This is a genomic window from Mucilaginibacter sp., from assembly GCF_041088075.1.
Taxonomy (GTDB): domain Bacteria; phylum Bacteroidota; class Bacteroidia; order Sphingobacteriales; family Sphingobacteriaceae; genus Mucilaginibacter_A.
In genome coordinates, this window is sequence record NZ_JBGCVY010000012.1 from 1 (window position 1) to 13976 (window position 13976).

The window sequence follows — 13976 nt, forward strand, 5'->3', positions numbered from 1 at the left end:
TCCTGGTTTAATTCCCCTCTTTCTACTTCGCCGATAACCTGTATTTTAAAGGCCATGCTGTAATCCCGTTGTGTGCGCTTAATGGCTGGTTTTTCCTGCTTTTTCATCTTTAAGTTGATTTAGGGTCAACTTATTTCAGGATGGGACACCATAAACAAAAGAAGCTGGTTTTTTAACCGGCTTCTTTTGTTTTACACGGTTTTGAGAAAACCAATTTCCAAACAAAAACCCTTTTTTAACCTCTTTTTTTGATACGTAAAACTACGCAATCATCATCGTGCTGCCACGCAATCTTTTGGTTGGGTTAAAACCGATGCTTCTTTTACCACCTCATTTTTAGGCATTTATCAATTTTTGCACCAATAATTTTTGCTTTGCAATTAAGCCTTCAATATAAATTATCAAAGCTTTTGTTTTAAATTTATCCTAAACAAAAACCAAAAAACCATGGAAACAGAAAAATCAGTAAATGAAGAAAACGATTTCAGGAGAGGAAAACTTGAACATGTTGGAGGGCCAATTTCTTTAGAAAAAGTAAGGCTTTGGACAAGCAATTACCGAAAGATCAACGACAAAACAATTACCACGTCCCACTTTTTTGGCAGGGAAGTAATTGTGAAATTACTAAAGCAAAGAGGCTGTGTCGGTATCCGAATGCACTATGCGCTGGACGACAAAGGCCACAGGCAATTGATTTTATCCGGTGTGGACGAACATGGAAAAGACCAATTGCCCAACCATACAAACAATAGCTTAAAGGAAGATGGACAGCCTCATACAATTATGGCCGAGGCAAGTGCCAACGGAACTGGCGAATTCAGTTTTTATGACCAGTCATGGCCTTGTCCCGGCACACAAGGCTGTTCTTGATTTATTGCATAGTTAAACAGGCAAACAACGGGTTTTATAAAAATGCCAATATTAAGTTATTTAAGTTTTACATCAGGTTTACTTCCCCTGATAGCGGCAATCATAAATTTTAAAAACCTAAACCAGGTTTTAAAACTGATTGCCGCTTTCCTTGCAATTACTTTTATAATTGATTCTATGGAATGGGTTTATTTTCTCATGCATATTTCCATAAAAAATAATTTTCCATTTGTAAAAAATAATTATCCAATCTTGTATTTATCCATTATATCAAGTTTTATATTTTACACTTGGATATATTTTAATTCGTTCTACAACATTTATCTAAAAAGATTTACGCTCTACGCCGGAATCTTAAGCTTACTGATGTGCTTATTTTTCATCGTTAAAAACAGTATTTGGAATTACCCAACCTGGGGAAACACGGCGTTAAGTTTCTTTATGATTACTATTTGCCTGTTGTATTTCCATCAGTTATTTAACCGGCAAGAATTTTTACACATCGAAGAGCAGCCTTTTTTCTGGTTCAATTCTGGGGTCCTTATCTACGCATCTTTCAACATATTTCTTTACATGCTTTTTACGAAGTTTAAATTTCCCGGCGATTTATACGTCATCCATTTAGTTACCAACATCATTGCTAACCTGTTTTTTACCATCGGATTATTTTGCCAACCACGGAAAGTAGCTTAACAACCATATTAATTATTGGCACGCTCGTCGTAGTTTTGTTGATTGTTTTTTTGTTCCTCTTCGTGATTATTTACCAACGCAGAATGATTGCGAACCAGGAAGAAAAGCGGAATTTACAGATCGAAAAACAGAACGATTTGCTGCGCACCATTTTGGAAACGCAGGAAAGCGAGCGCAAAAGGCTGGCCGAAGACTTGCACGACAGCGTTGGCCAGGTGCTTTCGGCCATCAAACTCAATTTGCACCGGTTAAATAAAACGTGTGCGGCCGATGAACAAGCCGTTCCGCTGTTAAGCAGTACCCGAAACCTGGTTGACGAGTGCATCCAGGAAATCCGCAGCATCATCCAAAACGTGCGGCCGCCGCTGCTGACCGATTTTGGTTTGGTTGAAGCTTTGGCCGACTTTTGCAAAAAGATACAGCAAAACACGGGCATCGAAGTTGGTTTTAAGCACGAAACTTTACAAAACCGCTTTTCGCCCGAAGTTGAAGTTACGCTTTACCGAATCGTGCAGGAACTTTTCGGCAATTCTATCAAACATGCACATGCTTCTTTTATCGGCATAAATTTGGTGTCGGGCCACGAAATGTTGGTTTTGACTTATCAGGACAATGGCTCAGGTTTTGATCTGGCTGCTTATAAAAATGGTTCGGGCCTGAAAAACATGCAAAGCCGGACGGATTTTATCAAAGGGCAGATCGAAATCAAATCAAAACCGGGCGAAGGCATGTCGGCAGAAATAAAAATTAATTTAGTTACTTGATTCTCAAGCGATAATATTAATTTTAGCGATAAAAAAAGCATCATGCCAGTCATAAACTTAGCTATCGCCGATGACCATAAAATTTTCAGGGAAGGTTTAAAAGCCACGCTGGAAGATTGTGCCGATCTGAACATTTTGTTTGAAGCCGGAAACGGGATTGAACTGGTTAAACAATTGGCCTTTAAAAACCCCGACGTGGTTTTGATGGACATCAAAATGCCGGAAATGGACGGGATGCAGGCTACGACCCACATTCAGCAAAATTTTAGCCATGTGAAAGTGCTGGCCTTGTCCATGTTCAACGAAGACAAATACATTCTGGACATGATGAAGGCCGGTGCCTGCGGCTATTTATTAAAAAACGCCGAGCCGCAGGAAATTATTGATGCTGTTTTTACCGTGCATAAAAAAGGCTATTATTTCAACGAGCACCTTTCTATTTCGCTGGTCAAGCAGTTTATGGAAAAAAGCACGCTGCGCGGAAAAGGCAAAGAAGAAACCGAACTGAACGAACGCGAAATCGAAGTTTTAAAGCTGATTTGCCAGGAAAAACAAAACACCGAAATTGCCGATAAACTGTTTTTAAGCGTTCGCACTGTGGAAGGTTACCGCACCAAATTGTTTGAAAAAACAGGCTCAAAAAATATTGTGGGTCTGGTGATTTATGCGATTAAAAAAGGGATTATGGAGGTGTGATACTTTTGTTTGATACCTTTCAACCTTTTACCTTTCCACCTTTTTTTACCCGATAAAAGAAGCATCAGCAAAAAGCCGGCTTGCTGAACCGGCTTTTGTAAATTTAAGTGGATACTGTTTTTATCACACCTTTTTCAATACCGAAACGCTTAACGGCGGCAAAGTTAATTGCACAGATTGGTTTCGATAATTCCAGGCAATTTCCTCTGATTCTAAAGGTTCCGGATTGAGGATCCCGCTTCCCCAATAATGCAAATCATCAGAATTAAATATTTCTTTCCAGGTTCCGGCGGTAGGCACGCCGATACGAAAACCAGTACGGACAACCGGCGTTAAGTTTAAAGCCACCACCAAATCATCTTTTGGGTCGGTCCCTTTTCGGAGGTAAAGCAAAACGGAATCCGTAGCGTTGCCGTCGTCAATCCATTCAAAACCTTTTCCTGTAAATGCCTCCTCATACAAAGCCGGTTCGGTTTTGTACAGTTGGTTCAACGCTTTCACCAAATTCTGCATGCCTTTGTGCGGCCGGTATTGCAGCAAATGCCAATCCAACGATTTGCCAAAAGCCCATTCTTCCGATTGCGCAAACTCATCGCCCATAAACAGTAATTTGGTTCCCGGATGCGTAAACATATAGCTGTACAAAGCGCGCAAATTGGCATATTTTTGCCATTCGTCGCCCGGCATTTTGTTGATCATGGAATGTTTGCCGTACACAACTTCATCGTGCGAAAGCGGCAGCATAAAGTTTTCGGTAAAAGCATACAGCAAGCTGAAAGTGATTTGCTGGTGATGGTATTTCCGGTTGATCGGGTCTTCCTGAAAATACTTGATCGTATCGTGCATCCAGCCCATCATCCACTTCATGCCAAAACCCAAACCGCCCAAATAAGTTGGTTTGCTTACGCCGGGAAACGAAGTGGATTCTTCGGCAATGGTTTGCACATCGGCATAATTGCCATAAACCGCTTCGTTAAATTCGCGCAAAAACTGAATGGCTTCCAGGTTTTCGTTGCCGCCGTAAATGTTTGGTTCCCACTCTCCTGCCTCCCGCGAATAATCCAAATACAGCATCGAAGCAACGGCATCAACCCGCAAACCGTCAACGTGGTAACGGTCCAGCCAAAACAAAGCGTTGCTGATCAAAAAAGCCTTGACTTCGTTGCGGCCGTAATTAAAAATGTAGGATTTCCAGTCGGGATGAAAGCCTTTGCGCATATCTTCATGCTCGTACAAACTGGTGCCATCAAAGCGGAAAAGGCCGTGTGCATCGCCAGGAAAATGCGAAGGCACCCAATCCATAATCACCCCAATCCCGGCTTCGTGAAATTGATCAATTAAAAACATTAAATCCTGCGGGGAACCGTAACGCGTGCTGGCCGCAAAATAACCGGTAATTTGATAGCCCCAGCTTGGATAATAGGGATGTTCGGCCAGCGGCATAAACTCCACGTGCGTGAAACCCATGTCTTTTACGTATTTCACCATCACGTCGGCCATTTCGCGGTAGCCGAGAAACTTTTCAGGGTTTTCGGGACTACGTGCCCAGGAACCAAAATGTACCTCATAAACGGAGTACGGGCTGGTTAAGGCATTATGTTGATGGCGCGTTTTCATCCAGTCGGCATCTTTCCATTCAAAATAAGTATGCGTTACGATGGAAGCGGTGCGAGGCGGTTCTTCCCAGCGCAGCGCAAAAGGATCGCCTTTTTCCAATTCTTCACCGTAAAAAGAACGGATGGCATATTTATAAACTGCGCCATCGCCAACATGCGGAACAAAGCCTTCCCAAATCCCGGAACCGTCCCAGCGCACAAAAAGCTGGTGGCTGTTCCGGTTCCAACCATTAAAATCGCCGGTTACAGAAACCGTTTCTGCATTTGGCGCCCAAACGGCAAAATAAGTCCCGGTTACGCCTTTGTATTCTAATGTATGCGAACCAAACAGTTCGTACAAACGGTAATGCTTGCCGCCTTTAAACAAACCAATATCAAAATCGGTAAAACGGCTGTAAACTTCAACCGGGCTTAAGCTGATGGTTTGAGTGTTTTCTGTTTCGGCAACGCCCGTTTCGGGGGAAACAGTTGCTGGTTTCTTATTTTTTTTGGTGCCTGCCGATGCTTCTTTTACCGCACCTTTTTTGGTGGCCGGTACTTTTTTTTCTTTGGGCAAAGTATCTTTGTTTACTGCTTCACCTGTTGCGGAAACTCCTTTTTTGGCCATAGTATTTTTGTTTTAATATCGGGATAAAGCTATCAATCTGACTGCAAAACTACTGCTTTAAATTGCTTACAATCGGATGATATTTTTAACAGGTTAATAACAATAAAGTTGCAAACGAGAATTAGAATAATATCTACTTTCGCCCGTAATAATACACAAAACTGTAATTGCTAATTTATGCCGCTAAAAGAAGCATCCGGGCAATATGCTATTGCAAACTGTTATTTTACATTAATAACAAGGCAACTGCCTCCTTTTTACGTAGAAAGAACATCAATCTAAGCAGTTCATTAAAAAAAATCTGAGTTACTACCTATGTTCAAACTAAAATTTGCTGTTAGTTTAATTGCCGCTATGGCACTATCTGCAGCACTTTATGCCCAAAACCAAACTGATACCCTGACCCTGAAATTTCAAGACGCCGAAAAAAGGTTTCTGGTAAACAACTTCAGCCTGATTGCGCAACGGTACAATGTGGATGCCAGCAAAGCGCTGATCCAGCAGGCCCGGCTTTGGGACAACCCTGCTTTAAGCACCGATCAAAACTTGTATTCCCGTGGACTGGGGTTTTTTAACCATTCCAACGGCAACGGACAGCTATTTGCACAAATCAGCCAGGTATTTTTAACGGCCGGCAAAAGGGGCAAACAAATAAAAGTGGCGCAAGACGATGCCAGCATCCAGCAAGCCCAGTTTAACGATTTGCTGCGCAACCTGCGTTATAATATGCAGGTTGATTTTGCCCAATTGCACAACCTGATCGAACAAAACCGGATTTTTCAGTACGAGATCGCTTCTTCCAACAATTTGGTTAAAGCCATCAGTACACAATATAGTGTTGGCAATTCCTCTTTGCGGGATGTGGTTCGCCTTCAGGCTGTTGCTTTTGGTTTGGAAAATGATTTGGTGGAGAATGTGCGCCAGATCAACGAACTGGAAAACGACTTAAAAACCTTGCTGGTGGTTAAGGAAACCACGTTTATCGTACCGGACATCGGCACGCCAACCACCAACCCTGTTCCGCTAAATATCAATGCTTTGATTGATACGGCCAGGGCAAACCGCGGCGATTACCAGGCCAGCAAATATGCTTTGGCGCAGGCCGGCCATAATTTGTCGTACCAAAAAGCACTTGCCGTGCCTGATGTTTCTATCGGTGTGGATTATGACCGCGCCAGTAACTACGTGCCCAACTATTATGGTTTGGCCATCAGCCTGCCGCTGCCGTTTTTCAACCGGAACCAGGGCAATATCAAATCGGCAAAATTTAACATCCAAAACCAGGAAAACGTGCTTAAAAACAGTGACCTGCAAGTACGGAACGATGTGGTAACGGCTGTAGAACAATATAATTTGAGCCTGCAATTGTTCTCAAAAAACAATTTGGAGTTTTATAACACTTACGATAAGTTGTTTGGAAATGTGGTTCAGGCTTACCGTTCGAGACAAATGGGTTTGGTTGAGTTTGTTGATTTTTTTGAATCGTACAAAGACACCAAACTAAAAGTGATCCAGCAGGAATACAACCTGCAAAAAGCCATTGCCGACCTTAACTTTAATGTTGGCTCTACCGTAATCAACCCTTAAAAAATAACCCCATTCTATAAAAAAATGAAAAGAGAATTAATAGCCGGTTTCTCCGTATTGGTGTTTTTGACTTCCTGCGAACATAAAAAAGAAGAAGTGGCGCAAAAAAAAGCGGTTTGCATCACCGATTCTTTGGCCAAGATCATCAGTATTGATACGGTTAAAACAACCAATATGCAGGACGAGCTGACACTGTCCGGAGAGGTTTCTTTTGATGAAAACCGCGTGGTCAAAGTTTATCCTTTTTCCAGCGGCCAAGTTACGGACGTCAGGGTTTCTTTGGGCGATAAAGTAAGCAAAGGCCAGGTTTTGGCCGTGATGCGAAGTGCTGACGTGGCAGGCAGTTACACCGATCTCTCAGCTACAAACGCCGATCTTTCTATTGCCAAACGCCAACTGGCACAAACAGAATATTTGTACAAAAACGGCATTTCCAGCGAGCGCGATTATACCGAAGCCAAAGAAAACTACAACAAAGCGCAGGCCGCCAATACAAAAATCCAGGAGCAGCTTTCTATCAATGGCCATGGCAACACCAGCGCCAGCGGCCAATACGTAATCAAAGCATCAGAAAGCGGGTACATTGTAGAAAAAGCCGTTACGCCCGGCAGTTTTATCCGGCAGGACAATGCGGCAAGCATGTTCACCATTTCGGATATGAAAGATGTTTGGATTTGGGCCAACGTTTTTGAGAGCGATATTTCTAAAGTAAAACAAGGTTATGCCGCCAAAGTATCAACGTTGGCTTACCCGGGCAAAGTTTTTCCAGGCAAGGTAAACGAGGTAAGCTCGGTGCTGGACCCGGACAACAAAGTGATGAAAGTTAAGATCACGCTGCCCAACCCAAACATGCTGCTGAAACCGGAAATGTTTACCTCGGTTGTCATCACCAACAGCGAGCAAACGCAATCGGTAACTGTACCGGCTTCTTCCATTATTTTTAATGACAGCAAAAATTTTGTGGTGGTTTACAAAAGCAAGTGCGAATTAGAGGTGCGTGAAGTTAATGTGATAAAAACAGTAGATAATGTAAGCTACCTGTCGTCAGGATTAAAGGCCGGCGAAATGCTGGTTTCTAAAAACCAATTGTTGTTGTACGATGCGCTGACCGAAGAATAAACGTTTTAGCAAGGGTTTGTTTAAATTTTTGCCAAAAATCAACATGCTTCTTTTATGCCTATAAAATTGGTTTTTGTTGATAATACAGATAGAAAAACATTGGCTTTTCAAAATTTTAGGTGCTAAAAGAAGCATCAAAATTTAGGTGATAAAAGAAGCATCGCAAACAAACAGGACAAAATTTAACCAGTTCCAAGTAATTGCAAGACAAGTTGCAATGAAACCATTTTCAAAAAAGAGAACGATTTTAACTCATAACCAACAATGAACAGTTTCATTAAAAATATCATATACTTCTCGTTAAGGCACCGCTACCTGGTGTTTTTTTTAACGGGCGTACTTGCTGCCCTTGGTGTTTGGAGCTATTTAAACACACCTATTGAAACCTTTCCGGATGTAACCAACACCCAGATCATCATTATTGCACAATGGCCTGGCCACAGTGCAGAAGAGGTGGAAAGGATGATCACCATCCCGATGGAAACGGTACTGAATTCAGTCCAGAAAAAATCCAATTTGCGTACTACCTCTTCTTTTGGTTTGTCTTACGTCCGCATTATTTTTGATGACGATGTGGATGACGCTTTTGCCCGCCAGCAGGTTTTAAGCCGCTTGTTAAATGCAGATTTACCCGATGGCGTAAAACCGGAAGTGGAACCGCCATACGGCCCAACCGGTGAAATTTTTCGTTACACGCTGAGAAGCAAGATCAGAAGCATACACGACCTGACCGAGATACAGGATTGGGTTTTAGACCGTCAGTTTAAAGCAATTCCCGGTGTTGCCGACGTAAACAGCTTTGGCGGGGAAGAAAAGGATTTTGAAGTAAGCGTTAACCCTTCTTTGCTTCAAAAATATGGCTTAACCTCGCTGGATGTTTATACCGCCATTAACCGCAGTAATATCAATGTGGGCGGTGATGTGATCGAGAAAAATAATCAGGCTTATGTGGTTAGGGGGATTGGTGTAATTAATAATATTAACGAGATCCAAAACATCATCATCAAAAACGTAAACAACGTACCTATTTTGGCGCGTAACGTAGCTGATATCCACGAAAGCGGCCTGCCCCGTTTAGGCCAGGTTGGCCGTGATAAAGACAACGATGCCATTGAAGGTATTGTGGTGATGCGGAAAGGCGAAAACCCCTCTGAAGTTTTGGTACGGATCAAGGATAAAGTAAAAGACCTGAACGCCCATATCCTGCCGAAAGACACCAAAATTGATGTTTTTTATGACCGTACAACTTTGATGGATTTTGCGACCCATACCGTTATCCATAACCTGATTGAAGGAATTGTGCTGGTAACCGTGATTGTGTTTTTATTTATGGCAGACTGGCGAACTACTTTAACCGTGGCCATCATTATTCCTTTAGCATTGCTTTTTGCCTTTATCTGCTTAAGGTTGAAAGGCATGAGCGCCAACCTGCTTTCCATGGGTGCGGTTGATTTTGGGATAATTATAGACGGGGCCGTGGTAATGGTCGAGGGGATTTATGTTGCACTGGACCACAAGGCCAAAGAAGTTGGCATGGAGAAGTTTAACAAGCTGGCCAAGCTGGGCATATTTAAAAATGTAGGTACAGAAATGGGGAAAGCTATTTTCTTTTCTAAGCTGATCATCCTCACCTGCTTAATGCCGATTTTCGCTTTCCAAAAAGTAGAAGGCAAAATGTTTTCGCCGCTGGCTTATACATTAAGTTTTGCTTTGCTGGGCGCTTTAATTTTTACGTTGACTTTTGTTCCGGCATTGTCGAGCATTTTACTCCGCAAAAACGTCCGCGAAAAACACAATCCGATTGTACTTTTCTTTGAAAATGGTATTCACAGAATGTTCAATTTCACTTATAAAAACCAAAAGTTAAGTTTGATTGTAGCCTTGGTTTTTATGGCTTTAACTTTTGCTTCGGCCAAATTGCTGGGGACGGAGTTTTTGCCGCAATTGAACGAAGGCGCGCTTTGGGTTACAGCACAATTGCCAATGAGCACATCGCTGGAAAGTTCGGTCAGCACCACCAATAAAATGCGCAGTATTTTGGGTTCGTTCCCGGAAGTGCGACAAACCCTTTCGCAAGTGGGCAGGACGAACGACGGAACTGACCCGAAAGGTTTTTTCAATGTACAAATCCAGGTTGACCTAATACCAAAAGACGAGTGGAAACGAAACATCACCCAGGAAGAGCTGATCGCGCAGATGGACAAAAAGCTGAGCCAGTTCCCGGGCATCATCTTTAACTATTCGCAACCTATTATTGATAACGTAGCCGAGGCTGTCGCAGGTGTTCCGGCTTCGATGGCGGTTAAAATTTTCGGAACTGATTTCAAAGTTTTAGATAGTAAGGCCGACGAAGTGATGCGGGTTTTAAGCAAAGTCCAGGGTGTGGAAGATTTAGGGATTTTGCGAAATTTAGGCCAGCCGGAGTTTCGGATTGAACTGGATCAAAGCAAAATGGCTTTGTACGGCGTTTCTACGGCCGATGCAAACGCTGTTATCGAGATGGCGATTGGCGGAAAAGCAGCCACTACGTTGTACCAGGGCGAAAGGAAGTTCGACATCCGGATCCGTTACCAAAAAGACTACCGCGATACCGAAGAAAAGATTGAGAACCTGATGGTGCCAACTTTGAACGGTTCTAAAATTGCCATCAAAGAAATTGCCCAAATCACCAAACTCACCGGCCCGGCCTTTATTTACCGCGACAACAACATGCGTTACATCGCTGTAAAATTTTCTGTCCGTGGCCGCGATTTGGGAAGTACCATCGCCGAAGCACAGCAGAAAGTAAACCAGGCGGTAAAATTTGACCAGGGCTATACCACCACCTGGAACGGTGAGTTTGAAAACCAGATTCGTGCATCACATACTTTGTCCAACGTTGTACCGATCTGTTTGTTGGTGATCTTCCTGATCCTGTTCACCACTTTTGGCAATGTAAAAGATGCCGTATTGGTTATCCTAAACGTGCCTTTTGCTTTGATTGGCGGTATTTTGGCTTTGCACATTACCAATACCAATTTTAGTATTTCGGCAGGTATCGGTTTTATTGCTTTGTTTGGTGTTTGTATCCAAAACGGCGTGATCCTGATCTCTGTTTTCCGTAAAAACCTATTGGAAGGCGTTCAGATAGATGAAGCCATTTTGACCGGCGTTCTGTCGCGCGTCCGCCCGGTGGTAATGACAGCTTTAATGGCTGCTATCGGTTTGATGCCTGCTGCTATTTCTACCGGCATTGGCTCCGAAACGCAAAAACCTTTGGCCATTGTGGTAATTGGCGGTTTGGTTACTTCCACCATTTTAACACTGCTTATTTTACCTATTATTTATAAGATGGTGTACAGTTTTATGCACAAACGGGAAAACCGGAAGCTGCTGCAGAAGATTGGTGCGGTGAGTGGGTAATTGTAAAACATTGTTTTTTATGGCATAAAAGAAGCATTGGCCGGTAGGTTTAACAGGAAAGGTTTAGTTTAAATCAGCCTGAAAAACAACCCAAACGTGGGTTATCCCGATGCTTCTTTTATGCCTTTTTATTTTGTATCCGCAGTAAAACAGTTAACACTAAATTTAAGGTGGTAAAAGAAGTATTGGCATTCGTTCATAAAAAAACAATCTTTTTTCAAAAAACTGTTAGCGCCTGTTTAAATTTTGTTCATTAGTGTTTTGGCTAAAGCCAAGCTGCATTTTACCTATCCCACGGTCTGAAGGCCGTGGCAATTAAGCCGCCTTGTTTTACGGTTTTTTTTGTACATTTTGACAGCAGATTTGCATTGATTTGCTGTTCATTGCCACGGCCTTTAGGCCGTGGACAAAAGGAAACAAAAATGGCTTTAGCCAAAACTAAAAGATGCCAAATTTTAATGGTATAAAAGAAGTATGAAAAACAGACCGGATAAAATTTAAACAGGCTTTTACTATTTGCATTAAAAAACGGATGGTCAGTATACTTTTAGTTGAAGATGACGACCGCGTGGCTTCATTTATCAAAAAAGGCTTAGAAGAAAACCAATACACGGTTGAACTGGCAAAAGATGGCGCGGCGGCATTAAAGTTTGGGCTGAACAAAGAATATGGCCTGATTATTTTAGATATAATGCTGCCTTATGTTAACGGTGTTGAAATATGCAAACAGTTGCGTGTTAAAAACGAACAGGTTCCGATCCTGATGCTGACCGCTTTAGGAACGGTTGACGATAAAGTGAAAGGGCTAAAGGCCGGTGCCGATGACTACCTGCTTAAACCTTTTCATTTTAGCGAACTGCTGGCGCGCATGGAAGCTTTGCTGCGAAGAAAAAAGCAAAACGACACCCATTTGCTCGGGTTTGAAGACATCGAACTGAACACTTTAAACTACGAAGCAAAAAGGGGCGGCCGCCCGGTTGCCTTAACCGTAAAAGAGTTTGACCTGTTGGTGTTTTTCATCAGAAATAAAAATAAAATACTAGCCAGGCAGTTAATTGCAAAAGAGGTTTGGGGGATTGATTTTGATACCGGCACCAACATGATTGATGTTTACGTGAACTACCTCCGCAAAAAAATAGAAAAAGACTACGACCGGAAACTGATCCATACGGTAATTGGCAAAGGCTATATTTTTAAATAAAATTACCGGCAATGAAGATCAAAAACCGCCTCTCGCTTTATTTTACCCTCATCAGTTCCGGGGTATTGCTGGCTGTTTTTATTGCCATCTATCTTTCTTTTGTTGTGTTTTTCCGCAATGATTTTTATAACCATTTAAAGGAAAGGGCAACGGTTACGGCCAGGCTTTATTTAGAAGCCGACGAAATTTCTACAGATTCGCTTAACAAAGTGCGAGTGCTTTACCTTAACGAACTGCCGGGCGAGGTTGTCAGGATTTACAACAGCGACAACAATGCTGCTTTTATCCAGGATAAACTGCAGTACTGGGCTTCGGGCATCATCAACCAGGTACGAAAAAACAACTACATGCAGTTTGTGGAAGGCGACAGGCAAACCGTAGGCATTTATTACAAAGACAACCAGGGCAATTTTGTGATCCTGGTATCGGCAAAAGATTTGGAAGGCCTGCACCGGCTGAAACAGATGCGGGAAATCATGTTTTTTCTGTTTATCTCGGTTGGCATCGGTTTGTTTTTGATCAGCAGGTGGTTTGCACAGGAGGCTTTGCTTCCGCTTAAAAAAGTAGTGAAGCAAATGCAGCGCATCAAGGCGACCAACTTAAACCTGCGGGTAAAAGAAGGGAACAGCAAGGACGAGATCGGCGAGCTGGCATTTAGCTTTAACCAGTTGCTGGAGCATTTGGAAAACGCTTTTGAAATGCAAAAAACTTATATTGCCAATGCCTCGCACGAACTGCGGACACCGGTTACCAGCATTATCGGGGAGATTGAGGTTGCCTTGTACCATCCCCGAAGCGAAGAAGAATACAAAACGCTGCTCAGGTCTGTACTCTCCCATTCAGAGAATTTAAAAGAAACCATCAGCAGTTTGATGGAGCTGGCCCAGGTGGATGCAGATTATACCATTGCCGAGCAATCAACTATCCGGGTGGATGATTTAATTTGGGAGCTGCAAAATTACTGGAACGAAAAGTATGGCAAAAACATGCTGAACGTTTTGATGCAAAAACTGCCGGAAGACGAAACCTACCTTCATTTATCGGTAAACCGCCAGTTGCTGGTTATTGCCCTCAACAATATCATCGGCAATGCTTTTAAGTTTTCGGGCCATAAACCGGTGCAGCTTACGCTGGCCGCCGATGAAAAAGGGATGCAAATACAAGTAAAAGACCAGGGGATTGGCATCCCGGAAGCAAACCGCAACCATGTTTTTAACCCTTTTTACCGGGCCGAAAATGCTTATGGCTTTTTAGGCAGCGGCATCGGGCTGTACATTGCCGATAAAGTGGTGCGCTTGTTCAACGGAAAGATCAGCTTTAATTCTGTTGTAGGTGCGGGCACGGTTTTTACCATCACATTTTAACAAGCTTTCGGCCTGTTTAAATTTTGTTTGATCAACCCGATGCTTCTTTTATGCCAT

At 42.7% G+C, this 13976-nt stretch carries 9 protein-coding genes; 8 read left to right on the forward strand and 1 reads right to left on the reverse strand.

The genetic code is table 11. The annotated features are described in order from the left end of the window. Positions 1–447: 447 nt before the first annotated feature. The 3 genes from V5804_RS01485 to V5804_RS01495 all read left to right on the forward strand — a co-directional run bounded on the left by V5804_RS01485 (position 448) and on the right by V5804_RS01495 (position 3023). Positions 448–870 carry a hypothetical protein gene (locus tag V5804_RS01485; protein WP_369589605.1) on the forward strand — a complete coding sequence of 141 codons (423 nt, stop codon included), beginning with the start codon at positions 448–450 and terminating at the stop codon, positions 868–870. Positions 871–1646: 776 nt separating this feature from the next. Beyond that, the gene (locus V5804_RS01490) at positions 1647–2327 is read left to right on the forward strand and encodes a sensor histidine kinase (RefSeq protein WP_369589606.1); all 681 of its coding nucleotides are present in this window, start codon (positions 1647–1649) and stop codon (positions 2325–2327) included. A gap of 42 nt (positions 2328–2369) precedes the next feature. Further along, a complete protein-coding gene (locus tag V5804_RS01495) occupies positions 2370–3023 on the forward strand; it encodes a response regulator (protein ID WP_369589607.1) in 654 nt (217 codons plus the stop codon). 123 nt (positions 3024–3146) lie between these two features. Here V5804_RS01495 and glgB read toward each other — a convergent pair whose 3' ends face one another. Then, entirely contained in the window at positions 3147–5246 is a 2100-nt protein-coding gene (glgB, locus tag V5804_RS01500; protein ID WP_369589608.1) for a 1,4-alpha-glucan branching protein GlgB, read from the reverse strand. 315 nt (positions 5247–5561) lie between these two features. Here glgB and V5804_RS01505 point away from each other — a divergent pair, with 315 nt between their 5' ends. The 5 genes from V5804_RS01505 (at position 5562) to V5804_RS01525 (ending at position 13919) form a co-directional block, all read left to right on the forward strand. Continuing rightward, positions 5562–6833, forward strand: coding sequence for a TolC family protein (locus V5804_RS01505; RefSeq protein ID WP_369589609.1), 1272 nt, complete (start codon positions 5562–5564; stop codon positions 6831–6833). 24 nt (positions 6834–6857) lie between these two features. Beyond that, a complete protein-coding gene (locus tag V5804_RS01510) occupies positions 6858–7952 on the forward strand; it encodes an efflux RND transporter periplasmic adaptor subunit (protein ID WP_369589610.1) in 1095 nt (364 codons plus the stop codon). Between the two features lie 264 nt (positions 7953–8216). Continuing rightward, positions 8217–11354 carry an efflux RND transporter permease subunit gene (locus V5804_RS01515; protein ID WP_369589611.1) on the forward strand — a complete coding sequence of 1046 codons (3138 nt, stop codon included), beginning with the start codon at positions 8217–8219 and terminating at the stop codon, positions 11352–11354. Positions 11355–11886: 532 nt separating this feature from the next. Then, positions 11887–12555 carry a response regulator transcription factor gene (locus tag V5804_RS01520; protein WP_369589612.1) on the forward strand — a complete coding sequence of 223 codons (669 nt, stop codon included), beginning with the start codon at positions 11887–11889 and terminating at the stop codon, positions 12553–12555. A gap of 11 nt (positions 12556–12566) precedes the next feature. Further along, a complete protein-coding gene (locus tag V5804_RS01525) occupies positions 12567–13919 on the forward strand; it encodes a sensor histidine kinase (protein ID WP_369589613.1) in 1353 nt (450 codons plus the stop codon). Positions 13920–13976: the final 57 nt, after the last annotated feature.